Origin of the sequence: Rarobacter faecitabidus (genome assembly GCF_006716265.1) — a bacterium.
GTDB classification, from domain to species: domain Bacteria; phylum Actinomycetota; class Actinomycetes; order Actinomycetales; family Cellulomonadaceae; genus Rarobacter; species Rarobacter faecitabidus.
Map to the genome: position 1 here is coordinate 1,163,495 of NZ_VFOS01000001.1, position 24,248 is coordinate 1,187,742.

Consider the following 24,248-nt stretch of genomic DNA (forward strand, 5'->3'; position numbering starts at 1 on the left):
GCGACCCCAGCCCGCCTATCCTGGCAAAGTGAGGGAAGAACTACCGCGCGAGGCGCCCGCCGAGTTCCTGGCCGCGCTGCGATCACTGCGCGATGCCGCGATCCGGCCGGAGATCGAACTGGCCGAGATCAGGGCGCCGGGCCAGATCGCACCCTACGCGGTGGCACTGAGCGGAGACGTCAAGGACATTCTGCCAGATGGCGTCGTAGCCGGACCTGGCCGTCCCACGCATCTGCACGCCTGCGATGGCCGGTTCGTGCTGATGTACGACCCCGATGGCCAGTCCTCGTGGCAGGGCAACTTCCGGGTAGTCGTCCTGGTGCGGGCCACGATGGACCCCGAGCTCGCGGGCGATCCCATGCTGCCGACCGTGATGTGGGACTGGCTGGACGAGGCCCTCTCGTCCGCCGGCGCGACCGAATCCGCGCGCGGCGGCACTGTGACCCGCGCGCTATCGCACAGTTTCGGCGTCCTCGAGGACGCCGACGAACAGGTCGAGGTGGAACTGCGCGCGTCGTGGACGCCATCCGACGACAACATGGCCGCGCACCTGAGCGCGTGGGCCGACATGTTAGGCATGGCCGCCGGACTCGAACCATCCGCGGCCAGGATTTCGGTGATCAAATGACAGCGGAGACCTCGTCCGCGAACCCCACCCAACCGGCTGGCGAACCGGAACTGATCGACCTGGAGGAGCCCGCAGGTGGCATCCCACCCGTCCTGACGACCGAAAGCCAACTGCGCCGCGCGGTTGATGCCTTCGCGGCGGCGCGCGGCCCGGTGGCCGTGGACGCCGAGCGGGCGTCGGGCTATCGATACGGGCAGCACAACTTCCTCGTCCAGTTGCGCCGCGAGGGTGCCGGCACAGTTCTCATTGACCCCATCGAGCTACCCGACCTGAGCGCCTTCAACGACGCGATCGGCGATGACGAGTGGGTGTTTCACGCCGCGAGCCAGGATCTACATCCCCTGCGCGAGCAGGGGCTCGAGCCGCGCAGGATCTTCGATACGGAACTGGCCGCCCGCCTTCTCGGCATGGCGCGCGTGGGGCTCGGCGCGGTGGTCGCGGACATCCTCGGCCTGCGGCTCGCGAAGGAGCACTCCGCGGCCGACTGGTCGAAACGCCCATTGCCCGAGTCTTGGCTCAGGTACGCCACGCTCGACGTCGAGGTACTGGTAGAGCTACGCGACCGGCTGACGGAGCGGCTCGCCGATGCGGGAAAACTCGAATGGGCGCACCAGGAGTTCGCCGCCGTGCTCGCCGCGCCGCCGCCCTCGCCGCGGGTGGATCCATGGCGGCGCACATCGCACATCACCGATCTGCGCACTCGGCGCGCGCTGGCAATCGCGCGCGAGCTCTGGCAGGAACGCGACGACGTGGCGCAGCGACGCGACGTATCCCCCGGCAGGGTGCTGCCCGATCGAGCGATCATCAAGGCGGCGCAGGTGCTGCCGCGTTCCGTTCCCGATCTGCTCGCCCTGCGCGAGTTCGCGGGCAGGAGCGTCCAGAACCGGGCCACGCAGTGGCTCGCCGCGATCCAGCGAGCTCTCGCCCTGCGCGAGGATGAGTTGCCGTCCATGCGAGGCCCCGCTTCGGACGGCCCGCCCGCCCCCCGCAGCTGGGCGGAGCGAGCGCCACGCGCCGCCGCCCGGTTGGAGGCCGCCCGCCCGGCGGTGATCGCCCGCGCGGAGGAATTGAACCTGCCGGTCGAGAACCTATTGCAGCCAGACACACTGCGGAGGTTGTGCTGGGACGAGTCCATCGGCGGCGACCGCGTCGCCGAGTTCCTGGCTGGGCGTGGCGCCCGGCCGTGGCAGATAGAACAGGCAGGCCCGATCATCGCGCAAAAGGTGGACGAGGCCGACCACGCCAGCGACGAACGCGCTATTTGACCGTGAAGCCCCGGCTGCGGAACTGGCCGCGCACCCGCTCGACGAGCTCCTGGCTGGGCGGCTCGGTGTCCTCCAGCTTGTACTCATAGCCCAGGGCATCCCACTTGTCCCGGCCCATCTGGTGGAACGGCAGCACCTCAACGCGCGACACGTTTCCCTGCCAGCGCTCGATGATGTCAGCGACCGCCTCGACGTTCTCGACGTCATCAGTGAGTCCGGGCACGAGCACGAACCGCGCCCACACCTCGATCCCGCGTTCCGCGAGCCGGTCGCCGAACGCGATCGTCGGCGCTAGATCACGGCCCGTCGTGCGCTTGTAGGTCTCTGGGATGCCGGACTTGACGTCGAGCAGCACCAGGTCAATCGTGTCGAGCATCGCGTCCGTGCAGTTGGCACCGAGGTAACCGGAAGTGTCGATGCACGTGTGGATGCCCATGTCGTGGGCGCCCTTCAGGATCGTAGCGGCGAAGCGCGGCTGCATGAGCACCTCACCACCGGACAGCGTGATGCCCCCGCCTGTCGCTTTGAACACTCCGCGGTAGCGCCGGATCTTGTTCAGCAACGTCTCTGCCGTGACGGGCTCGCCGTCCTTCATCTTGAACGTGTCCGGGTTGTGGCAGTAGAGGCAGCGCAAGGGGCAGCCGGCCATGAACACTGTCAGGCGAGTACCCGGGCCATCCACCGCCGTGACGAGTTCCCACGAGTGGACCGAGCCGAGCTGCCCGTCCCGCATCATGGCGAGGCGATCTCCGTGTTCGACGTCGACCACCGCCAGACCGGTCGTGCCCGCGCCCATGGTCCGCCGCTGCGGCGCCTCGAAATCCTGATCCCGCGGCGCAGCCCCCGCCACGCCGTGCGACATCCCGCGCGGGATGCCCAGCATGATCGAACCGCCGTCCGAACCGCCCTGACTCTTTTCCGGCATGGTGACCGACTCCCTCCAAATGAAAGCGGTGGCCGCCGGCGCATTCGATCCGCCGGCGGCCACCGTCCTTGACTTAAGAGACTACTCGCCTACGCCGAGTGGTGGAACGTCCGCGAGAGCACGTCGAGCTGCTGCTCGCGGGTGAGCTTCACGAAGTTGACCGCGTACCCCGAGACTCGAACGGTCAGGTTCGGGTACTTCTCGGGGTGCTCGATGGCGTCCTCGAGGGTCTCGCGGTTCAGCACGTTGATGTTGGCGTGGTAGAGACCCTCACCCATGCCCGCATCGAGGATGCCGACCAGGTTGCCGACCTGCTCATCCTTGTCGCGACCGAGCCCCGACGGCGTGATCGTGTTGGTGAGCGAGATGCCGTCCAGCGCGTCGTTGTAGTCGAGCTTGCCGACCGAGAGCATCGAGGCGACCATGCCGTGGGTGTCCATGCCGTTCTCGGGGTTGGCCCCCGGTGCGAACGGCGTGCCCTTGACGTGCCCCGAGGGGAAGCTTCCCGTCGCCTTGCCATAAACCACGTTGGACGTGATCGTCAGCACCGACTGGGTCGGCACCGCGTCGCGGTAGAGCTTGATCTTGCGGATCTTGTCCATGACGGTCTTGACCACCAGCTGGGCGATCTCGTCGGCACGGTCGTCGTCGTTGCCGTAGACCGGGAAGTCGCCCTCAGTGACGTAGTCAACGATCAAGCCGGACTCGTCGCGGACCGGGGTGACCTTCGCGTACTTGATGGCGGACAGCGAATCGGCCACGATCGACAGGCCGGCGATGCCGCAACCCATCGTGCGGATGATCTCATTGTCGTGCAGCGCCATCTCGATCGACTCGTAGGCGTACTTGTCGTGGCTGTAGTGGATGATATTCAGTGCCTCGACGTAGGTCTCGACCACCCAGGTGAGCATGGCGTCGTACTTGGCCCACACCTCGTCGTAGTCGAGCGGTTCCTCGCTCGTGATCGGCTCGTAGCCCTTCACGATCTGCTTGCCGGTCATCTCGTCTCGCCCGCCGTTCAGCGCGTACAGCAAGGACTTGGCGGCGTTGACGCGCGCTCCGAAGAACTGCATCTGCTTGCCGATGCGCATCGGGGACACGCAGCATGCGATGGCCGCGTCGTCGCCCCAGTGCTGGCGGATCTGCGCGTCGGACTCGTACTGGATGGCCGAGGTCTCGATCGAGATCGCTGCGCAGAAGTCCTTGTAGCCGTCCGGCAGTTCGGGGTCCCAGAAGATCGTGATGTTCGGCTCCGGTGCCGGGCCGAGGTTGCGGAGCGTCTGCAGCAGGCGGAACGAGGTCTTGGTGACCATCGGGCGCCCGTCGTCGCCGAAGCCTGCGTCGGACCAGGTGGCCCAGTACGGGTCGCCGGAGAAGATCTGGTCGTAGTCGATGGTCCGCAGGAAGCGCACGATGCGCAGCTTCAGCACCAGCGCGTCGATGATCTCCTGCGCCTCGTCCTCGGTCAGCGTGCCCTCCGCGAAGTCGCGCTCCGAGTAGATGTCGAAGAAAGCCGAGAGTCGACCGATGCTCATGGCGGCACCGTCCTGGCTCTTGACCGAGGCGAGGTAGCCGAGGTAGGTCCACTGGACGGCCTCTTGGAAGTTCGTGGCCGCGCGACCGAGGTCGAAGCCGTACTGCTCGCCGAGGTTCTTCAGTTTCTTCAGCGCCTTGATCTGCTCCGAGTGCTCCTCGCGGTAGCGAGCCCAGTTCTCGGAGAACGGCTGGTCGGCAATCGCGTCCTTGTCCTTGAGCTTCTGCTCGATCAGGAAGTCGACGCCGTACAGCGCCACGCGACGGTAGTCACCGATGATGCGCCCGCGGCCGTACGCGTCGGGCAGGCCGGTGATGATGTGCGAGGACCGCGCGGCACGGATACGCGGGGTGTAGATGTCGAAGACCCCTTCGTTGTGGGTCTTGCGGTACTTCGTGAAGATGCGCTTGATCTCGGGATCGGGCTCCTTGCCCGCCTCACGGATCGCGGTCTCGACCATGCGCCAGCCGCCGTACGGCATCATGGCGCGCTTGAGGGGGACATCGGTCTGGAGGCCGACGATCACGTCGTCGTCCTCGCAGATGTAGCCGGCGGGGAACGCGTCGATGTCCGCGGGGATGTGCGTGTCGACGTCGTAGACGCGGCGCTCGCGCTCGACGGATAGGTAGTTCTTCTCAAGGTAGTCCCAGACGGCCAGGGTTTTGGCGGTCGGGCCTGCGAGGAACGAGGCGTCACCGGTGAACGGCGTGTAGTTGCGCTGAATGAAGTCGCGGACATCCACGGTCTCTTGCCAGACACCGCCGGCGAATCCGCGCCACGGCTCAATGGCAACTACCTGGTCGGTCGACTCGGACGTAATGGTCATGACCCTCTCCTAGGCTCAGTAGATCGGATGTGATCTACGAACAACATTAGGGCCGGCACCGCCGACGCGCATGGGACCATCGGCCCGAAGGGGACATTCCGATAATGCGATCTAGGTCACAATTGGGCTCCCGCAGTAACCGCGACAGCCTGCGGTTCCAACGTTCGCGGCTACCCGCGGAGTCGTCTTGGGCCCTTGGTCCCGTTTCGGACGAGTCCGCAAGCGGTCATCGTGGCGCGTTGCGCGGCGCGATCTCGTGGCCCCCGCGGTCGCCAGGCGACTAGCTGGCGCCAGTCAGGAACTCCTGCAGCACGAGCGCCAGACCCTGGAGATCGTCTGCGTGTGCGAGCTCACGGATCGAGTGCATGGAAAGGAGCGGGACGCCCACGTCTATCGTGCGGATGCCCAGCCGCGTGGCCGTGATCGGACCGATGGTCGACCCGCATGGGATCGCATTGTTAGACACGAACGCCTGCGTGGTGACGTTCGCCGCATCGCACCAGCCGCGCCACAGTGCCGCGCCGATCCCGTCGGAGGCGTAGCGCTGGTTGGCGTTCACCTTGAGCATCGGGCCTGCACCGAGGTGCGGCCACTGCGTCGGATCGTGACGTTCGGGGTAGTTCGGGTGGATGCCGTGCCCGGCGTCGGCTGACACGCAGATCGAAGCCGCGAGCGCGGCTCGATACTCGTCCTCCCCAAGCCCCAGCCCAACCGCAATGCGCCGAACAGTGTCCTCCAGGACCGGCCCGGCGGCCCCCGAACTGGATGCCGAGCCGACCTCCTCGTGGTCGAAGAGTGCGACGATGCTCATGAATCCCGTGCCGTCCCCGTGGTCGCTCGCGCGGATGAGCGCCCGCAACGCCGCGAAGGTGGACGACAGGTTGTCAAGGCGCCCGGCCGCCAGGAGGTCTCCCCCCAGGCCGATGGCTGCCGGAGCCTGCGTGTCTGCGAGGTACAGATCGAAGCCCGCGACGTCGTCCGGGGCCATGCCGGCATCCTGGGCCAGGGCTTGGACGAGCTCTGCCCCGCCTTCCGAGTCCAGGTCGAGGACGGGCTGCGTGTGTCGCTGGCGGTCCAGCGTGACGCCCGCCGCCATGTCCCTATCGAGATGGATCGCGAGGCTCGGGATGCGAGCGACGGGCCCGGACTCGACCAGGAGGGCTCGTCCCCCTCGATCAACGAGCCGCCCGGCCACCCGCAGGTCGCGATCCAGCCACGAGTGCACGAGCGGGCCGCCGTAGACCTCGACGGCGAGCTGGCGCCAGCCGAGATGCCCGAATGTCGGATCCTGCTTGACCTTGAAACCCGGCGAATCGGTGTGCGCGCCGACGATGCGGAACCCCGCCCCAACCGGTATGCCCGGGGGCGCCTGCCACGCGATCAGCGCCCCGTCCCGGATCACGAAGCGCTTGCCCGAGACGTCACGCCAGGCCTCGCGTTCGGAGAGCTGCGTGAATCCGGCCGCGATGAGCATACGCGCCGCCTCGCTGACCGCGTGGTAGCTCGATGGGCTCGCGAAGATGTATCGGCCGAGATCGGCCGCATAGTCCGTTGCGTGGCCGGCAGCATGAGCCGAAGAGTTCATAGACTCCATCAAACCACGGGCTACGATTGCCCGGTGACCCCTTCACCCGCCTCCCCCGTCACCCTCGAAGCCTCCCCCCTCGGCCGGATCGCCAGCTGGTTGCGCCGGAATGCACGCCTCGCCGTATGGGCCAATCTGGCGGGCCAGATCCTGATCATCCTCACTGGCGGACTGGTCCGGCTCACGGGTTCCGGGCTCGGCTGTTCGACCTGGCCGAACTGCGAGCCCGGGCAGTTCACGCCCGTGTTCCACGAGGCAGTGAGCTATCACCCGTTCGTGGAGTTCGGGAACCGGACGATGTCCGGGGTCCTGTCGCTGCTGGGAATTGCCGTACTGGTAGCCGTCTGGTCCGACAGATCGCGTTCGCGTTCCTACCGCCTGCTCGGTTGGGTGCCGTTGGTGGGCGTGATCATTCAGGCCGTCATCGGCGGGATCACGGTGCTCATCGATCTGCACCCGGCGATCGTCGGCTGGCACATGCTGATCTCGGTGGGACTCGTCGCCGCCTCCGCCTACCTGGTGGCGCGGCAGGCCGAAGGGGATGGCGCGCCCGTGGCCTCCCTCGACCGGCCGACCACGCTAGTGTCCAGGTTCGTGGCCGCGTGGCTGCTGCCCGTTGTGATGCTCGGGATCCTCACCACGGGTTCCGGCCCGCACTCGGGAGACGATGAGATCGCGTACCGGTTTTCGTTCGACCCGACGCACGCCGCGCGCCTGCATTCCATGACCGTGTGGGTGCTGGTCCTTTCGCTCGCTGTGCTCACGGTCATGCTGTTCAAGCGGCAGCAACCCGCGCCGGCACGCTCGCGGCGAGCGGCGGTCACCCTATGGGCCATCGTGGCGGCGGAGGGGATCGTCGGCTACGTGCAGTTCTTCACCGGGTTGCCAGCGGCCCTCGTGGCGCTGCACATGCTGCTCGCGGCCACGATCACAGCGGCCGGCATCTTCGTGCTGACGGCCGCGCGGGAACGCAACTAGGCGCAGCAACCGCCGCCCGACTACCGCCGCCGGACACCTACCTTCACACAGGTCGCCGCCCAACTACCGCTGCCGGACACCGGTTAGGGCGGTGGAGCACCCGATGTATCCGGTGCCTGACAGCCATAACCGGTGTCGGCTCGACCAAGGATTGGTGGCCAAATAGGAGCATCGGCCTGACCAGCGAGTGTCGGCTCGACTAGTCGGCATCCTCGATGAGGCGTCGCTTGATCTGCTCGGGCCAGGGCACGTCCCCGGGCCGCAGGGATGACCAGCCGCCGGCGCGGCTAGCGAACGCCGCGAGGGCCCCGACGACGAGGGTCGGATTGTGTACCTCTGCGGCCAGTACCGCGGCGACCAGATCATCGAGCGGAACCCACCCGGTCGGCATGTCCAGTTCTTCCTCGCCGCGTTCGTAGCGATCGTGCTCGGGGATGGGCGCCAGGTCGCGGGCAAGGAACACGCGCAGCGGCTCGGTCGAGCCGCCTGGAGAAGTGTAGAAGTCCGACAAGACGTGCCAGCTTCCGGCCACGAGATCGGCTTCCTCGGCCAGCTCGCGCTGGGCAGCGGCCAGCGGGTCCTCACCGGCGTGATCCATCAGTCCCGCGGGGACCTCCCACAGCTTCCGGCCCACCGCATGGCGGTACTGCTGCAGCACTAGGACTCGGCCATCGTCGTCCAGCGCGATGATTCCCACCGCGCCGGGGTGATCGAGCAGGTCGCGAGTCACGACCCCGGCCTCCCCGAGGTCCACCCGGTCCTGTACCAGGTTCCACACGTGGCCCTCGTACAACGCCTTACGGCTGAGCAGGTCCGCCCGGAACTCGACGTCCGTGAGCGGTACCTGCGCGCCGGTCGTCAACGCGACGACGGCCATCATGCCAACTCGTCGGCTACGGCGCGGTCGACTTCCTCGTCCTCGAGCAGCAGCCCCTGCCCGTCCAGGGCCGCCCGAATCAGCCCGGCGAATAGCGGGTGCGCGCGGGTCGGACGGGACTTGAACTCGGGGTGTGCCTGCGTGGCGACGTAGTAGGGGTGGGTTTCGCGCGGGAGCTCGATGAACTCCACGAGCGAGCCATCGGGCGATGTACCGGCGATGGACAGCCCGGCGTCCTCAAGTGCGTCGCGGTAGGCGTTGTTGACCTCGTACCTGTGCCGGTGACGCTCCGAGACGCTCGTGGAGCCGTATGTCTCGGCCAGTACCGATCCCGCCTTGAGTTCTGCGTCGTAGGCGCCGAGGCGCATGGTGCCACCGAGATCGCCCTCGCCGTCCACGAAGGCGAGCTGCTCCGCCATGGTCGCGACGACCGGGTGCTTCGTCTCGGGGTCGAACTCCGACGATGACGCGCCGGCCAGGCCCAGGATGTTGCGCGCGTACTCCATCACCATGACCTGCATACCGAGGCAGATACCGAGCGTCGGGACCTTGTTCTCCCGCGCCCAGCGGGCGGCGCCGATCTTGCCGTCCACGCCTCGCACACCGAAGCCACCGGGGATGAGCACGGCATCGACCCCGCCGAGCACCTGCTGGGCGCCCTCCGGCGATTCGCACTGGTCGGAGGCGACCCAGCGGATATTCACTTTCGCATTTGCGGCGAAGCCGCCGGCACGCAGCGCCTCGGTGACCGAGAGATAGGCATCCGGCAGGTCGATGTACTTGCCGACGAGTGCGACGGTGACGGTGCGCTCGGGATAGTGCACGCGTTCGAGCAACTGGCGCCAGCCGTCCCAGTCCACGTCGTGGAAGGGCAGGTCGAGTCGGCGCACGACGTAGGCGTCGAGGCCCTCGGAGTGCAGCACTCGGGGGATGTCGTAGATGCTCGGTGCGTCCTTGGCGGTCACGACCGCCTCGGTGTCGACGTCGCACATCAGGGCGATCTTGTTCTTGGTCGCCTCGGGCACGTCACGGTCGGCGCGGAGCACGATCGCGTCCGGCTGAATGCCGATCGAGCGGAGCGCGGCGACGGAGTGCTGCGTGGGCTTGGTCTTGAGCTCACCGGACGGGCCGATGTAGGGAACGAGGGACACGTGCAGGAAGAACACGTTGTCGCGGCCGAGTTCGTGGCGCACCTGGCGCGCGGCTTCGAGGAAGGGCTGCGACTCGATGTCACCCACCGTTCCGCCGATCTCGGTGATGATGACGTCGACGTTCGTCCCCGATTGTGCCCGCATGCGCTCTTTGATGGCGTCGGTGATGTGCGGGATGACCTGAACGGTGTCCCCCAGGTACTCGCCGCGGCGCTCCTTGGCGATGACGTTGGAGTACACCTGGCCGGTGGTCACGTTGGCGAGCGCTCCGAGGTTCTCATCGAGGAATCGCTCGTAGTGGCCGATGTCGAGATCCGTCTCGGCGCCGTCCTCGGTCACGAACACCTCTCCGTGCTGGAAAGGGTTCATGGTTCCCGGGTCCACGTTGAGGTAGGGATCCAGTTTCTGCATAGTCACTCGCAGTCCGCGCGAGCGTAGCAGGCGGCCCAGGCTGGATGCCGTGAGGCCCTTTCCGAGCGACGATGCCACGCCGCCGGTCACGAAGACCTGGCGGGTGATGTGATCTCCGCGCCCCAAGGACGAGATCAGTCGCTGATTTTTGACGGGGCTGAGCCCCAGGATGTCGTCGAGTCGCGATTTTTCGCCGGGGTTCTGATCATCTGCCACGGAACTCCACTGTAACAGTCGCGTGGCCATTTTGGGCCGTCGACCCGCGAACTAGATCGTCGAATCGTACGCCCTTCGCAGTTGATCGAGCAGTTGGGGTACCCGCGGGAGGGTGCGGGCACGGCGGATCGCTGCCGTGCGCAGTTGGTCGGTCAGCATTGTGGACGAGGCCACCGCCGCGATCTGATCGGCCAAAGCATCCGGGCGCGCGGGGGCGACGAGCCTGGCGGCTCTCCCGGTGACCCCTCGTGTCCCACCGACGTCCGTCGCAACGAGCGCGGCCCCGACGCCGAGAGCTTCCATGATCGCCACGGACTGCCCCTCCCACAGGGCGGGCGACACCACGATGTCGGCCAGTCGCATCAGCGTGACCGCGTCGCTGCGCCGCCCGAGGAACTCGACGTTGGCCGCCACGCCGCTGTCACGCGCGGCAGCCTCAAGCTGCGCCCGCAGTGGTCCGTCTCCAATGACCAGCCAGCGCCACCGGCGGCCGCTGAAGGCACCCTGAGCGAGTTCGATGGCCGCCGAGATGACCGAATCGAGGCCTTTCTGCGGCGCGAGGCGTGCCACGGTGGCGACGATGAACTCGTCCTGGGGCCACTCCAGTACGTAGCGGGTGGCAGTCGCGCGACGACGTGCCTCCTCAAGCGAGGCGGGAACCTCGTCCACCGGAATGGGTGCGGCAACGATGGCGAGGTCGACCAGCGGACGATGACGACGCGCTACGAGCGAGAATGCGTAGCGGCCGGCCGCGAGCACCTTGACGCGCCGAACGAGGTCGGGGCTGACCGCGAGCACTGCGTCCCCGCGCTGGGCCACCAGCCAGACGAGCAGCCACCCGACGAACCTGACCGGCCGGGATCCGATGGGGCGATTGTGGAGCGTCACGACGAATCGGGTTCGTCGGACGGCCGGGTTGATGCCTACGGAGGCGAGGGCGGCGAGTGCCCCGGCCCTGGCCCCGTGCGCGTGGACAACGGCGAAACGCGACCAGGCGCGGCGCAGCCTCCGCACGGTGGCGACGTCGCGCAGTGCTGGGCGCTCGCCGACGTCGACCACCTGGGTTTGCACCTGGCTCGGAATACCACCGAGGCTGTCCAGGGTGGAATGCGGACCCCAAACCTCGACGGGAATACCCCGCTCGTGCAGCGCGCGAACCTGCATCCCCACCTGCTGGGCAACTCCGCCGCTCGCGCGGCCGACCACGATGAGAACGGCGGGTGTCACGGTTCCTCCCTGAGCGGTGCGGGTCGCAGGAACGCTCGCAAAGCGCCCCTTGCAGTCCACAGTCCCACACCCGCGCACGCGAGGCCAACGCCGCCGCCGATCGCGACCGTCCACGTCGCGCCCGTCAGGACCGTCATCTCGTGAGTCGTGGGGGTCACGAGGAGCGCCAGCAGATATCCGCCGGCTCCGGCGAGCGCGGTGGCAACGAGCACCCTCGCGAATCCCCTGAGCGCCGCGATTCCGAGTTTCGCCCGAACCGACATCAACAGCACGACGGTACCCAGAGCCAGACCGATCGCGCTGCTGGCCGCCACCGCGGCGAAGGCCTCGTCCGAGTTGCCGCTCTGGACCAGCCGAACGGCGACGATGGGCAGGAACGCAGCGACGAGCCAGCCCGTCACCGTTCCCGCCGCCCCGGCCCGTGGCGCTCGCGCTGCGTACAGCACGCGGCCCAGGTAGAAGTTCAACGAGATGGGAACGATGGCGATTCCGAGCCATCGCACCGCCGTTGCCATCCCGGCAACTCCCCCGGCGGTGAAGCCGAAGAACGCCTCGATCGGTCCGGCGGCCGCCGCGACGGCCGCCGCCCCGCCGACGCAGACGACCGTCATCATCTGGAGCGAGGACGAGGCCGTGTCGTCGAACCTTGCCCGTCGGCCGCTCGACCACTGCTCGGACAGGGCGGGAAACGACGACGTGGCGACCGGGATGGCCAGCGCCCCGTAGATCACCATCGTCACGGCCTGCGCGTATTGCCAGATGGGGTAGGCGCCAGGGCCGCCGTTGTCGTTCACGAGCACGAGGGTGACGCCGATGCTGATCTGCTGCGCCACGAGACTCGCGACGCCTGCTCCCGCAAGCCCGAAGAACAGTCGCACCTGGCCGGCCGGCATACGCCACTGCGGGCGGAGCCGGATGCCCGCACCCCAGCAGGGGATGAGGAGCGGCAGGCTCATCGCCGCGACGCCCGCCGTCGTTCCCCAGGCGAGGATCTGAACTGCCGAATCGGGCACCAGCCCCGGCGTCGCCTGTGCGCCGCCCGCGAGCTGGCCGAATCTCAGGTAGGTCGCGATCACCACGAGGGAGCTGAAGCCGGGAGCCAATGCCGGCCACAGAAACCGGCGCTGCGCCTGGAGCGCGCCGGTGAGGACGACGCCGATGCCGTAGAGCGGCAACTGGACGGCGAATACGGTCAGGAAGAATGCCGCGAGATCGCTGAGTTCGCCCTCTCCGACGCGCGGGATGAGATCCACGATTCTGGGAGCGAGGAGGGCCACGAGTCCCCCGAGCGCGGTCAGGACCGTCACCGTCCACGTGAGCATGGCGGAGATTGTGAGGTTGGCGCGTTCGCGCGCCCTGTCCACCAATGGACCCGCAAGCAGAGGGACGATCGCGCCTGCCAGCGCGCCGCCGGCGACCACCTCGAAGAGAAGGTTGGGGATCACGTTCGCAGCAGCGTATGGCTCGGCGATGCCGACCGACCCCACCTCCGATGCCTGCACGCCCCAGCGCACGAGGCCGAGCACGCGCACGACGATCGTCGCGATCGTCATGACCAGAGCGCCCGCCGCTATCGAATGACGTACGCGCGCACTCATCGGATCACCATCAATCGTGCGACGCGATCGGCGCGACCCGCGCGGTGCCCAGGCGATCGATGCGGTCCAAGATAGGAGTGCCCGCAATGACCCGGCTGAACGAAATGCGCTCGCTCGCGACGGTCAGAGCCGTGACACCGACTGCGGCGGCAGCGCGGACCGGCAACGGCATCGCCATTGCCCAGGTGCAACCGATCGCGGCACCCAGAGCGTTCGCGCCAGCGTCTCCCGCCATCGAACCTCCCCGCAGATCCTCTGACGCAACCGCGCCGCCAGCGCCCGCGAGGGGAAACGCCTCGGCGCCCAGGGGCAGCGCCAGCAAAGCGCCGACCTTGAGCGCGCGGCCGGGCCGCAGGTCGAAGAGATTGACGAGATTCGTCATTCCGGCGATCAGCACCGTGTCCACGACGATGGCCGCCGCAGCGCTACCGCGGGTTCGCCGCCGAGCGCGCGCGATGATCGCGGCTGTCGCGGCCGATGACAACGAGATTCCGATGAGCTTGGCGGCGCCCGTCGTGAGCGTGCCGCGACGGAGCGCTCCGAGGTGTCCGCGCAGGCCCTTCGCCGCATTCGGGTCGGCCTCCGCGAGATCATCGATGAGCCCGAGCGCGCCGGCGATGGCCGTATTCGCGGCGGTGGCGATCGGCAGTCGGTTGCCGGTCACGGCGCCCCTGGCCAACTGCCCGACGACTAATCCTGCCGCGAGTGCCGGGCCTTCGGTGAGGCTGACCTGTTCGCCAGCGAAGTTGCTTCGATGCCAGCGAGCGGCAGCCTCCTGGGAGGCGCAGCTCCGTTGGGCAATTAACCGGCGGGTCGCTCGCGCTCCTACCGCTGCAACGCCTGCACCAATGAGGGCGGCAGCGATGCTTCGAGCCGCGCTAGCCATTGCCTGCGGCGGGATCGGTGTCCGGTTCGTTCTGCTGCCCGGATTCCTGGTCGGCACCCTCCCCAGTCGAGTCCGTGGCGCCCGAATCGCCATCTGCGGGAGCAGAGTCCGTCTGGCTGGTGTCCGACTCGTCCGTCCCGGCGGATCCCGCGTCATTCGTTCCGAGTTCCGCCATCCAGGTGCGTATCGGAGCGTCGAGCGCAGAGCCGCTCGGGAACGCCTGGTCAGTCTCGGCGAGTCCGTAGTGTCCGCTCGTGCCCGACACCTGATCCGAGAGCGCGAGGATTGTCAGGACCCTGCCGGAACTGACGTCGTCGTCGGTCACCGTAGAGACCGTGGACCGCAGCGACGTGTCGGCGCGAAGAGCCGCGATGACAGAACCAGGGCTAGACGCCGGTCCGGACACGACTGCCCCTTCCGATGCGCCGGAAAGTTCCTGGGCCGTACGCGCAATCACTGCGGCCTGCTGCTCCAGCGGCGCCAGTTCCTGCTGCGTGGTGTCCGATTCCGCCACGGGCGTGGTGCTTAGAGTTTCCAGGACGATGTACGCGTCCGCGGGGGCGGTTCCCTCCTGGGCCACGTTGATCAGGCCGGCGGAGACGAGGATGTCGCGGACGAGGTTCGCGCTCGTCGAGTAGGAGCTGCCTATTTCGTCACTGGCTCCTGACATCGCGACTGCCAACGCGCGTCCGAGCGCCTGGTCATATGTCCCCGAGAAGTCGGCGGGGAGGTAGTCCTTCAGGCTCTGCGCGTACGACTGGCGTGCGTCAGCGAAATCCGGCGAATACCAGGATTCGTTGAGTTGCACGCGCGAGGCTACCCGCCCGCCCGCCTGCTCGACGAGTTCGGTCACCTGGTCGATGAGCGCAGCGTCAACCGGCTCCGCCTCGACGATCGCGATTCGCCGCTCGGCGAGAGTGCCATCCAGGATGGCGCCTGCCGACTGCTCAATGAACTGGTTCGTGGACGTGGCCTCGCGCGTGGCCGCATCCAACTCATCGCGAAGCTGCTGCTTCTCCTCGCGAAGCTGCGATACCTGCCCGGTGAGCTGACTGCCGATCGTCTCTTTGAGCGGGCCAGCACCGAGTATCACGCCAATGGCCAACGCGAAGAAAATGGCGATGATCGAGACCAGGTGGTATCGAATGTCAATCAACGTGCGCTCCGATCTTCGCGAATTTTCCCGCCGTAGTTACTGCGCGATTCACCCTAGCCTCCCCCGAACAGCCGGGAAAACCACGAGACGACGTCATCGAAGCGCGCGCCGATGAGACCGAGGAAGACGTGGCCTGCGCTGGTGGCCGCCATCGACGCCACAATTGCCGTGACCCCCGCACCGATCAGCCACGCGATCTGCCAGTTGGAGATCCGGTGGCGGTAAAGCCGCGACACGCCCTTGGCGTCGATGAGCTTGCTGCCCACGCGTAGCCGCGTCAGGAAGGTCGAAGCCATTCCTGCTCGTCCCTTGTCGAGGAATTCGATCAGCGTGCCGTGCGTGCCCACTGCGACGATGACGTCGGCGCCCATGTCGTCCACCAGGAGCATCGCGACATCCTCGCTCGTCCCCACTGCGGGAAAGACAACGCCGTCCAGTCCCAATTCCTTGACGCGATCCAGGCCGGGGGCGCGGCCATCGCGGTAGGCGTGCACGACGATCTCCGCCCCCGATCTCAGCGCCGTGTCAGAGACCGAGTCCATGTCGCCGACGATAAGGTCGGGTTTCCATCCCTGCTCGAGCAGCGCGTCGGCTCCGCCGTCCACTCCGACGAGCACCGGCCGGAATTCCTTCATGTACGGCTGCAGCGCCACCAGGTCCTCGCGGTAGTGGTAACCGCGGACAACGATAAGCGCGTGACGTCCGGCGATCCGGGTACGGACCTGGGGGACGCCGATGCCGTCGAAGAGGAGATTGCGTTCCTTCTCCAGGTACTCCATCGTGTTGGCCGCGAAGAGCTGCAGTTGGTTGGAGAGGCCTTCGCGGGCCTCCTCGAGCGCGGCGTCGATGCTGGCGGCATCCTGCGGCGTTCCCTCGGAGACGAGCCTGCCGTTCGTGGCGACCTCACCGCCGTCAATGTCCACCCAGGCGCCGTCGCGGATCGTCATGACGTCGGGGCCGAGGTCGTCGATCAGGGGAATGCCGGCCTCGATCAGGATCGACGGTCCCAGGTTCGGGTAGCGTCCTGAGATGGATTTCGCCGCGTTGAGCACCGCTGCCGGTTTGGCCGCGACGAGTCCCTCGGCGGCCACCCGATCGATGTCGACGTGATCGATGATCGCGATGTCGCCGGGAGCGAGCCGGCGTACCAGGTCCTTGGTGCGCCGGTCGACCCTGGCGGCTCCGCGTACCTCTCCCCCCGCCTGTGCCAGCGGGGCGGTCCGCCTTCGAAACAAACTCACTCGCGCTATTCTCCCCTACCAGCCGCCGCGAGCAATTCGCTGGCGTGCGCGCGCGCCGTGTGCGAGTCCTGCTCACCCGACAGCATGCGCGCCAGTTCGACCACCCGGGCATCGCCTGTCACTGTCGTCACGGTCGTTGAAACGGACCGGCCGGGAACCGAGTCCTTACCCACGACCAGTTGCGTGCCCGCGAGCGCCGCGACCTGAGCCAGGTGGGTGATCACGATCACCTGATGAAGTTCTGCGAGCCGGGCGAGTCGCTTTCCGATGTGCGTCGCCGTCCTTCCCCCGACGCCGGCATCGATCTCGTCGAAGACCATCACGAGGCGCTTGCCTGCGCTGCCGCTGTCCGCGAGCACTACTTCGAGGGCGAGCATGACGCGGGACAACTCGCCCCCCGATGCCGCCTTGGCCAGCGGCCGCCGCGGGGCATCGGGGTGAGCGCTGAAGAGCATAGTGATGTCGTCGCCGCCGCTGAGTCCCAGGCCGTCGCGCGGGGAAACCTCGATCGCCAACGTTGCCGAGGCCATCGCCAGCTCGGACAACTCGGCCTTCACCGCGCGCTCCAGCCGACGGGCGGCGCGGCCACGAGCGGCCGTGATTTCTGACGCCGCACTGCCGAGTTCGGCATCGAGCTCGGCCAGGCGATCGCGTAGCTCCACGGTGGCGTCGCCATCACCGTCCAGTTCCATGAGGCGACGCCCCGCCTCGTCCGCCCAGGCGAGCACGTCGGCCAGCGTAGGACCATAACTCCGCATGAGCTTCGCAAGTTGCGAACGACGCTCCTCGATCGCGTCGAGCCTGCCCGGTTCCACGATCAGGTCGGAGAGGTACCCGGCGAGCCGAGACGATACCTCACCCAGTCGGAAGCTGACATCCGTCAGTTCCTCGTGCACGAGAGAGAGCGAGGGGTCATGATTCGCCGCCCTGGCGACCTGTCGTAGTGCCTCGTGGACGGCGCCCGCGGCGTTCGCAGACGCCTCCCCGCCGTCGCCGCCGAGGGTCGAGTATGCGGCGGAGACGTAGCCGCTCAGATCCTCGGAGTGTCGCAGTCGTTCCGCCGTGGCGTCGAGCTCCGCGTCCTCGCCGGCTTGCGGTGCTACGGCCTCCACCTGCTCCAGGCCGAGTCTGAGCAGTTCTGCCTCACGGGCACGCTCGGCCTGGTTCGAGACGAGTTCCTCCAGACGAGCTGCGAGCTCGCTGCGCTCTCGCCATAGCGCCCGGTATCGTTCCAGCGCGGCCAGGTGCTTCGCTCCTGCATAGTGGTCGAGCGTGTCACGCTGCGTCGCGGCGTCGCGAAGCCGGATCTGGTCGGACTGTCCATGCACAGTGAGGAGTTTGCCCAGCACATCCGCGACCGCTGACCGCGGAACGGCGCGACCGCCGATGAGGAAGCGCGATTTTCCGTCGCGCACGCTTCGGACGATCAGCGCCGTTGCGTCCTCCTCGAGTCGTCCTCCGGCCTGGTCGATGTCGGCGCGCAAGCGCTCGTCCGGGATCTCGACCTCGCATTCGACTACCGCCTCGTCCTGCCCCGCTCGGATGAGCGACAGGTCGGCGCGTGCCCCGCGCAGGAGGTCGAGCCCCTGCAGCAGCATGGTCTTACCCGCGCCGGTCTCCCCCGTGATGGCGGTGAGGCCGGGCCCGGGTTCGAGGCGCGCGTCGGCGATGACGCCCAGGTTGACGATTCGCAGATCCCGGATCATTTCGCGCCTTCGGCTCCCGCGGCCCGCGCACGTGCGCGCCAGCCGATCACGGGCAGGTTGAACTTGTTGACCAGCCGGTCGGCGAATGGGGCGGTGCTGAGACGAGCCAGGATGACCGGATCAGGCGACACTGTTACCTCGATCCGGGCACCGGGTTCCAATTCGAATGCCCGGCGGCCGTCCATGGTGACGATCGCCTCCGCGGCGGCGCTGGCCGTGATCGTGACTCCGACGGTTGACGCGGGGCCGACCACCAGTGGACGGGCAAACAGCGCGTGTGCCGCGAGCGGCACGACGAGTACTCCCTGGACGTCCGGCCATAACACTGGACCGCCCGCCGAGAAGGCATGCGCGGTCGATCCCGTCGATGTCGCCATGACCAGCCCGTCGGTGGCATATGACGTGAGGGGGCGGCCGTCGATGTCCAGTTCGATCTCGATCATCAGGCGGCGATCGAACTTCTCTATGGTCGCGTCGTTGAGCGCCCAGGAACGTAGCGGATCACCCGTGCTGCCCTGCCATATCGTCACATCGAGCGCGGGGCGCGCCTCGACCGTGTACTTGCCTTCGATGAGGCGCTGGACCGAGCGGCGCAGATCCCCCATCTCGGCCTCGGCAAGAAATCCGACGTGGCCGAGGTTCACGCCGAGGATCGGCACCGTGGTCCCCCGCGTCAGTTCCGCGGCGCGCAAGATCGTGCCGTCGCCACCGAGGACGATTACGGCCTCGACGGCGTCGGCTGCGCCGCCGGGCGCGTCATCTGCGATCACGGCCTCGATTCCCGCGGCGGCGAGGACGCTCAACGCCGTCTGCTCGGCGTGGATCGCCTCCGGGCGCCCGCGGTGGGTCACCACCAGCATTCTGCGAGTCAACGTTCCACTCCCTTGCCTGGGTGTCCGCTTCCCATCGCCACCGCGCGGTCGATGCGTCGTGCCAGATCAGCGCTCGCGTCAGCCGGTGGCAGGCGCTCGGATTGTCCATCGCGCTCGACGCCATGGGCGGCGGTGAGATCCACGAAGTACTCAATGTTCCCCGCCGGACCTGGGAGCCTACTTGGGGCGATGTCTCCCACGGCGAAGCCCGCGGCCATTGCGCACTCTACGACCGTAACGATGGCTTGCCGGTGCAACTCGGGATCGCGAACGACGCCACCCGAACCGAGATTCGCCCTGCCGACCTCGAACTGCGGTTTGATCAGCAGCAGCGCCCGTCCGCCCGGCTCGATGACATTCCGCAACGGAGCGATCAGGTAGGTCAGGGAGATGAACGACACGTCCGAGACGATCAGGCCGGGTGCGGACGGCAGGTGCGCAGGCGCGAGGTCCCGCGCGTTGAAACCCTCGATGTTACGCACGCGAGCATCCGCTCGGATAAGTCCATCGAGTTGCCCGTGTCCGACATCGAGAGTCACGACCTCGCGGGCGCCGCGTTCGAGCAGGACCTGCGTGAATCCGCCCGTCGATGCGCCAACGTCGAGGCAGGCCGTCCCCTCGATGCGCGGTGCGCGATCGCCGAGATCCGCGAGGAAGCCGAGAAGTTTATGCGCAGCGCGCGAGACGTATGCGTCCTCGCCTTGAAGCAGCACGATCGGATCGTCTTCCCGCACGAGGCGCGAGGCCCTCGTAACGATCTCGCCGCCCACCTGCACGGCCCCGCGCTTGACTAACGCATGAGCCCTCGTCCGCGAGCTCGCGATCCCACGCGCGACCAGCGCAGCGTCCAGACGAAGGCCCCCACGCTCTGGCCGCTGCACGGCGGATGTCTCGCCTTCGCCCACGCCATGCGTCAACGTCGCGCTACTCACCGGCGTGTGCGGGCGCATCGAGGCTGTCGGACAGCATCGCGTATACCGATTCATAGACCGGAGCATGCTCGCCGATGGGCAGATCCTCGAGTCGCTCCAGTTCGCCCGCTATGGCATCAGCGATGATCTGTCTGGACATGATGATCGGCCTCCTGGTAGCAACTCGGGTGGGTATCTCCGCTTCGATCTCCACCGTACCGCGCGACGCTGCCCCAAGAGCGCTATCCACACGCCGAGGGCGCCTCATGCCACCGTCGCGCTCCGCGCGTTCTCGAATCGAACGGTCAGGAGACGTATCCGAGGTCGAAGTGCGGCACGGAGGCCTCGTCCACGGTGATCCCGCCGTCGGTCGCGGCCCACACGGCCGCGGCGGCGGCGCGCACCGTGTCGATGTCCGACAGTGAGCCAGTCAAGACGAGTCGTCCGCCCTCGATGCGCGCCGCAGCCGCGCCGCAGGACCACGAGCCGGCGGCGTCCCGCGCGGGAGCGGGGTGCGGTTCGCGTAGTGCCGCGAGGTTCTCCAGGATGATGTGGGGGCGCATAGCGGCTTCGGCGAGCACAGCATCGCGGGCCGAGGACACTCCCGTCAGGACGAGGATCCCCAGGTAACCGCCGGCGCGGGCGCCTGCCAGGTCCGTATCCAGCCGGTCGCCGATCACGAGCGGGCGAGTCGCGCCCGCCGCTCGCACGGCCATGTCGTACATGGTCGGCGACGGCTTGCCCGCACTTTCCGGCTCGACGCCCGTTGCGGCGACGACGGCACGAACTAGCGACCCGTTCCCCGGCGCGAAACCGCGATCGGTGGGCAGCGACAGGTCGAGGTTGCTGGCGATGTGACGGGCCCCGCGCTGGATGGCGTAGGCAGCCTCGGCCAGGTCCCGCCAGCCGAGGTCGGGGCCGAAGCCCTGCGCGACAGCGGCCGGTTCGTCCTCCGCGGTGGCGACGAGCTCGTATCCCGCCTCGGCCACAGCGACGCGCAATCCCTTCGCGCCGACGACGAGCACCCTGGCTCCGGGTTCGATGAACTCATCGAGGTACCGCGCGCACGCCTGGGCGGCGGTGAGCACCTCCGCGGGACGGGTCTCGATGTCGAGTGCCGTGAGTTGGGCGGCGACCTCCTCGGGCAGACGCGATGCATTGTTGGTCACGAAAATGGTCGTCACGCCGTTTGCTCGGAGCTCGCCGATCCCCTCCGCGGCGTGCGCGATCGGCTGATGGCCGCGGTAGGCGACGCCGTCCAGATCGATCAGGGCGATGTCGCAGACGTCGATGAGCGGGGATGTGACGTGCGCAAGACCTGCGCCCGTCTGCGTTGCGTCACTCATCGCTGTCCTGACCTCCGGTGGTCGCTTCGTTGACGCTGTCGGTGGTCGACATGTCAGCGATACCGATCGAGGACGATGCGTGCGCCGGTGGTTGCTCCTCGCGCGGCGCGTTCGTGACCGGTGCCTCCGAGGCGGGCTCGCGTCCTACCTGGTCGTTCTCGAGAGCGGCGTCCCGAGCCGATCCGGAAGCGTCGGCCTCGTGGGCGAACTCGTCATCCGAATCGCCGGCCTCGCCGGCGAACCCGTCATCCGAAGCGTCGGCCTCGTGCGCGAACGCGCTCTCGATGTCGCCCGAAGGCGCCGCCGCGCCGCCGGTCTCGCCCGCCTCATCGGCTTCCTCGTCCACTTCGAAGACGACGATGTTGTCGTCGCTGGGCTGGGTCTTCGGCTGCGGAAGTTTCGATTCCAGGCTGTCGGCCTGCTCGTCGCGCCCGGCCCGGCGCAGGATCTCGACGCGCGCCTCGAGAATGCGCAGGCGAATGTCGGCTGGGAGTTTGGTCGCCTCCGAGAAGTCCTGCAGGACCTGGAGAGCTGCGTCGTACTCTTCGAGATCGGCGCGGGCTCCAGCTACGACGATGCCGAGTTCGATGTAGTCCGCCGGGGCGAGCTTCGCAGCGTCGGGGCTCTGCCACAGGTCGACGGCCCGGCGAGGATTGCCGCGGCCTCGTTCGCTGTCGGCGATGATGGGCAGGTGCTCGGGCGAACCGCTGATGCGCTGGAATGTTCGCAGTTCTCGAATCGCCTCTGCGTACCGCTCGGTGCGATACGCGGCGATCCCCAGGGCCTCGCGGACCACATCCACGCGTCCACCGCGGCTGACCGCGGCCTGCGCGTGCTTGTACGCGAGCTCCGGGTCGTCATCGATGACGCTGCCCGCCGCAACCAGGTGAGCGCCAACGAACTGGGCGTTCTCCTTGGTCAGGCCGCGCAAGCGCTCCCGCGCCTCGCGATCAAGCATGGACATCGTGAAGTCCTCGGGAATTTCGGGGAAGTCGCCGCGATACTGCGCGCGTGTTCCGCGCTGCTCGAAGCCACGCTGCTCGAAGCCACGCTGCTCGCGTGGCCCGTCGCTGCGTCCGGGGCGGTCCCCCCGGTAGCCGCGATCCTGCTGCCCCCTATCCGCATGGCCGCGGTGCTGCTCGCCACCGCGGTGCTCGCCGCTGCGGGACCGGTCGCCACCATCGCGGCTGCTGCCACGGTCAGAACGGTCGCCGCCATAGTCGCCACCCGAACGAGTCGTCCCGGAACCGTAAGCCGGGCGCTTCGAACGCTCGGGCCGGCCACGGTCGTCGCCGGCAACGCCTCCGCGTTTGAAGGAATCGTGCCTGGAAGAATGGGGAGTGGACGAATCAGTCCGGAACGAGTCACGCCGTCCATCCCTACGAGGACCTCGATCATCGCCTCTGGCAGGACGTTCGAACGACTGCCCGCGGTCGCTATCGCGACTCTGATAACCGCGACGCTCGGAAGAATCGCGACCCTGCGCGCCGCGATCGTCGCGACGATCGTACCCGCCACGTTGATAGTCGCCGCCGCGCTTGACGTCTTGTCCACGGCCATCCGCCGATTCACCGCGCCAGCGATCGTAACCGCCACGCTGGGAGCCGCCGCGATCGCCACTGCCACGCCGGAAATCGTCGCGCGGGTCATCGTGACGCCCACCGTAGGATCGACGATCGTCTCGGCGACCCTCGAAACGGGAGTCGCCGCCGCTTCCTTCTGCGCTGCTGTCGTATCCGCCGCGCCGCGAGCCGGATGCTTGGCCCTCGCGGTTGTAGTCACGTTCGCCGTTACGCGATCCGTTGAAGCCGCGCGAATCGCGGCGATCATCAAAGCGCCGGCCCACCCCGCGACGCTCACCATCGCGCTGCGGAACTGCACCGCGGCCGGAGTCGCCGTTGTATCCACCACGACGTTCACCATCGCGCGGGAAACTACTCCGCTTGACGCCATCGCTGCGGCCGCGCCCATCGGAGTTGTCTCGCCCGCCAAAGCGCTCGCGATTCTCATACGAACCGCCGGAACGGTCGTCCCGACGGAAATTGCCGTTGCTGCGACCGTCCCGGCCGTAGCCACCACGGTCATCCCTGCTGTAGCCACCACGGTCATCCCGGCTGTAGCCACCTTCGCGGCGAGGACGATCGCTGCCGCGATCGCGGTCGTCGCGAGCGGGCCGGGAATAACCGCCATATCGGTTGCCCTGGGGACGACCGCTTCCGGAGTTGCCGTCGCGTGAGCCTGCTGCATCGCGGCTATCGCCGCGGTCGTTGCTGCGACCGTATCCGTCGCGGTAGCCACCGCGGTTGTCGTTTCGATCCCCGCGGATACGCTCATCGCGTGAGTCACGGGCATCTCGGGTGTAGCCACCGCGGGACTGTCCCCCTCGACCCGATCCACGGCCGCTATCGCGGTCATCGCGCGAGCCGCGGACATCTCGGGTGTAGCCACCGCGGGACTGTGCCCCTCGATCCGATCCACGGCCGCTATCGCGGTCGAAGCCACGACTGTCGCGTCCTTGACGGTCACCTCGCTGGCCGCCACCGGCTTTCCCTCCACGGTTGTCGCGTGAACGCCCGCCTGCGCCGTTGCGCTGCGAGTCGTGCTCAGATTCGCTCATGATCTCTCCGTCGTGAGGGTGCCAATGTTCAGATTTGAGTTGGTGTGTTGGGGGTATGACGAAGGCCCACCGTGGTGGTGGGCCTTCGTTGAATGGGTGTTCGGCGGTGTCCTGCTCTCCCACCCCCTGGCGGGGGCAGTACCATCGGCGCTGAAGGGCTTAGCTTCCGGGTTCGGTATGGGTCCGGGCGTTTCCCCTTCGCTATGGCCGCCGTAACGTTGTCAGAGTGTTTACACGTGGGTGTGTTGGTTCTCTGGGAACCGTATAGTGGACGCGCACATTTTTTGGTGTG

At 67.7% G+C, this 24,248-nt stretch carries 20 protein-coding genes and 1 rRNA gene; 4 read left to right on the plus strand and 17 right to left on the minus strand.

Going from position 1 to position 24,248, the window contains the following annotated elements:
- Positions 1 to 28 precede the first annotated feature (28 nt).
- Positions 29 to 628: a DUF3000 domain-containing protein gene (locus FB461_RS05200; protein WP_142119587.1), complete on the plus strand. Its 600-nt coding sequence runs from the start codon at positions 29 to 31 to the stop codon at positions 626 to 628.
- Positions 625 to 1,893 carry an HRDC domain-containing protein gene (locus tag FB461_RS05205; RefSeq protein WP_142119589.1) on the plus strand — a complete coding sequence of 423 codons (1,269 nt, stop codon included), beginning with the start codon at positions 625 to 627 and terminating at the stop codon, positions 1,891 to 1,893. The genes FB461_RS05200 and FB461_RS05205 overlap by 4 nt, the downstream gene beginning before the upstream one ends.
- Here the strand turns inward: FB461_RS05205 and pflA are convergent.
- From pflA to FB461_RS05220, 3 genes are all read right to left on the minus strand, one after another.
- Complete coding sequence (pflA, locus tag FB461_RS05210; RefSeq protein WP_142120797.1) at positions 1,886 to 2,755, minus strand: pyruvate formate-lyase-activating protein; 870 nt, start codon at positions 2,753 to 2,755, stop codon at positions 1,886 to 1,888. The genes FB461_RS05205 and pflA overlap by 8 nt on opposite strands.
- A 152-nt stretch (positions 2,756 to 2,907) precedes the next feature.
- The gene (gene pflB, locus FB461_RS05215; RefSeq protein ID WP_142119591.1) at positions 2,908 to 5,178 is read right to left on the minus strand and encodes a formate C-acetyltransferase; all 2,271 of its coding nucleotides are present in this window, start codon (positions 5,176 to 5,178) and stop codon (positions 2,908 to 2,910) included.
- Between the two features lie 280 nt (positions 5,179 to 5,458).
- A complete protein-coding gene (locus FB461_RS05220) occupies positions 5,459 to 6,763 on the minus strand; it encodes a M18 family aminopeptidase (RefSeq protein ID WP_142119593.1) in 1,305 nt (434 codons plus the stop codon).
- 33 nt (positions 6,764 to 6,796) lie between these two features.
- Between FB461_RS05220 and FB461_RS05225 the strand changes: the two genes are divergently transcribed.
- Positions 6,797 to 7,741 (plus strand): COX15/CtaA family protein, encoded by a 945-nt coding sequence (locus FB461_RS05225; RefSeq protein WP_170222619.1) that lies wholly within the window; start codon positions 6,797 to 6,799, stop codon positions 7,739 to 7,741.
- Between the two features lie 199 nt (positions 7,742 to 7,940).
- Here FB461_RS05225 and FB461_RS05230 read toward each other — a convergent pair whose 3' ends face one another.
- The 13 genes from FB461_RS05230 to FB461_RS05285 all read right to left on the minus strand — a co-directional run bounded on the left by FB461_RS05230 (position 7,941) and on the right by FB461_RS05285 (position 22,303).
- Positions 7,941 to 8,621: an NUDIX domain-containing protein gene (locus FB461_RS05230; RefSeq protein ID WP_342776110.1), complete on the minus strand. Its 681-nt coding sequence runs from the start codon at positions 8,619 to 8,621 to the stop codon at positions 7,941 to 7,943.
- Positions 8,618 to 10,318, minus strand: a complete 1,701-nt coding sequence (locus FB461_RS05235; protein WP_281282073.1) for a CTP synthase — start codon at positions 10,316 to 10,318, stop codon at positions 8,618 to 8,620. Before FB461_RS05235 ends, FB461_RS05230 begins: the two co-directional genes overlap by 4 nt.
- A gap of 129 nt (positions 10,319 to 10,447) precedes the next feature.
- Positions 10,448 to 11,623 carry a glycosyltransferase gene (locus tag FB461_RS05240; protein WP_142119599.1) on the minus strand — a complete coding sequence of 392 codons (1,176 nt, stop codon included), beginning with the start codon at positions 11,621 to 11,623 and terminating at the stop codon, positions 10,448 to 10,450.
- A complete protein-coding gene (gene murJ / locus FB461_RS05245) occupies positions 11,620 to 13,221 on the minus strand; it encodes a murein biosynthesis integral membrane protein MurJ (protein ID WP_142119600.1) in 1,602 nt (533 codons plus the stop codon). Before murJ ends, FB461_RS05240 begins: the two co-directional genes overlap by 4 nt.
- A 10-nt stretch (positions 13,222 to 13,231) precedes the next feature.
- Positions 13,232 to 13,885 carry a hypothetical protein gene (locus FB461_RS05250; RefSeq protein ID WP_246046027.1) on the minus strand — a complete coding sequence of 218 codons (654 nt, stop codon included), beginning with the start codon at positions 13,883 to 13,885 and terminating at the stop codon, positions 13,232 to 13,234.
- 214 nt (positions 13,886 to 14,099) lie between these two features.
- Positions 14,100 to 15,263: a copper transporter gene (locus FB461_RS05255; protein ID WP_142119604.1), complete on the minus strand. Its 1,164-nt coding sequence runs from the start codon at positions 15,261 to 15,263 to the stop codon at positions 14,100 to 14,102.
- A 53-nt stretch (positions 15,264 to 15,316) separates the two neighbouring features.
- Positions 15,317 to 16,504: a putative cytokinetic ring protein SteA gene (gene steA, locus FB461_RS05260; protein ID WP_425466881.1), complete on the minus strand. Its 1,188-nt coding sequence runs from the start codon at positions 16,502 to 16,504 to the stop codon at positions 15,317 to 15,319.
- A gap of 5 nt (positions 16,505 to 16,509) precedes the next feature.
- Positions 16,510 to 18,210, minus strand: coding sequence for a DNA repair protein RecN (gene recN / locus FB461_RS05265; protein WP_142119607.1), 1,701 nt, complete (start codon positions 18,208 to 18,210; stop codon positions 16,510 to 16,512).
- Entirely contained in the window at positions 18,207 to 19,070 is an 864-nt protein-coding gene (locus tag FB461_RS05270) for an NAD kinase (protein ID WP_170222620.1), read from the minus strand. Before FB461_RS05270 ends, recN begins: the two co-directional genes overlap by 4 nt.
- 8 nt (positions 19,071 to 19,078) lie before the next feature.
- Positions 19,079 to 19,987, minus strand: a complete 909-nt coding sequence (locus FB461_RS05275; RefSeq protein WP_425466904.1) for a TlyA family RNA methyltransferase — start codon at positions 19,985 to 19,987, stop codon at positions 19,079 to 19,081.
- 19 nt (positions 19,988 to 20,006) lie between these two features.
- Positions 20,007 to 20,153, minus strand: coding sequence for a hypothetical protein (locus tag FB461_RS11975; RefSeq protein WP_170222621.1), 147 nt, complete (start codon positions 20,151 to 20,153; stop codon positions 20,007 to 20,009).
- Positions 20,154 to 20,298: 145 nt separating this feature from the next.
- Positions 20,299 to 21,339 (minus strand): HAD-IIA family hydrolase, encoded by a 1,041-nt coding sequence (locus tag FB461_RS05280; RefSeq protein ID WP_142119613.1) that lies wholly within the window; start codon positions 21,337 to 21,339, stop codon positions 20,299 to 20,301.
- Positions 21,332 to 22,303 carry a hypothetical protein gene (locus FB461_RS05285; RefSeq protein ID WP_142119616.1) on the minus strand — a complete coding sequence of 324 codons (972 nt, stop codon included), beginning with the start codon at positions 22,301 to 22,303 and terminating at the stop codon, positions 21,332 to 21,334. Before FB461_RS05285 ends, FB461_RS05280 begins: the two co-directional genes overlap by 8 nt.
- Here FB461_RS05285 and FB461_RS05290 point away from each other — a divergent pair.
- Positions 22,226 to 23,575: a hypothetical protein gene (locus FB461_RS05290; RefSeq protein ID WP_142119618.1), complete on the plus strand. Its 1,350-nt coding sequence runs from the start codon at positions 22,226 to 22,228 to the stop codon at positions 23,573 to 23,575. The two genes, FB461_RS05285 and FB461_RS05290, sit on opposite strands and share 78 nt — an antisense overlap.
- A 479-nt stretch (positions 23,576 to 24,054) precedes the next feature.
- On the opposite strand, the gene rrf is transcribed toward FB461_RS05290, so the two are convergent.
- Positions 24,055 to 24,171: ribosomal RNA gene (rrf, locus tag FB461_RS05295) — 5S ribosomal RNA — on the minus strand.
- Between the last annotated feature and the right edge of the window lie 77 nt (positions 24,172 to 24,248).

Coding starts and splice junctions, on each gene's coding strand:
- recN (WP_142119607.1), bottom strand. CDS start 18,210: ATGATCCGGGATCTGCGAATCGTCAACCTGGGCGTCATCGCCGACGCG.
- pflB (WP_142119591.1), bottom strand. CDS start 5,178: ATGACCATTACGTCCGAGTCGACCGACCAGGTAGTTGCCATTGAGCCG.
- FB461_RS05285 (WP_142119616.1), bottom strand. CDS start 22,303: ATGTCCATGCTTGATCGCGAGGCGCGGGAGCGCTTGCGCGGCCTGACC.
- FB461_RS11975 (WP_170222621.1), bottom strand. CDS start 20,153: ATGTCCAGACAGATCATCGCTGATGCCATAGCGGGCGAACTGGAGCGA.
- FB461_RS05220 (WP_142119593.1), bottom strand. CDS start 6,763: ATGAACTCTTCGGCTCATGCTGCCGGCCACGCAACGGACTATGCGGCC.
- FB461_RS05270 (WP_170222620.1), bottom strand. CDS start 19,070: ATGCTGGTGGTGACCCACCGCGGGCGCCCGGAGGCGATCCACGCCGAG.
- murJ (WP_142119600.1), bottom strand. CDS start 13,221: ATGAGTGCGCGCGTACGTCATTCGATAGCGGCGGGCGCTCTGGTCATG.
- pflA (WP_142120797.1), bottom strand. CDS start 2,755: ATGTCGCACGGCGTGGCGGGGGCTGCGCCGCGGGATCAGGATTTCGAG.
- FB461_RS05230 (WP_342776110.1), bottom strand. CDS start 8,621: ATGATGGCCGTCGTCGCGTTGACGACCGGCGCGCAGGTACCGCTCACG.
- FB461_RS05280 (WP_142119613.1), bottom strand. CDS start 21,339: ATGAGTGACGCAACGCAGACGGGCGCAGGTCTTGCGCACGTCACATCC.
- FB461_RS05205 (WP_142119589.1), top strand. CDS start 625: ATGACAGCGGAGACCTCGTCCGCGAACCCCACCCAACCGGCTGGCGAA.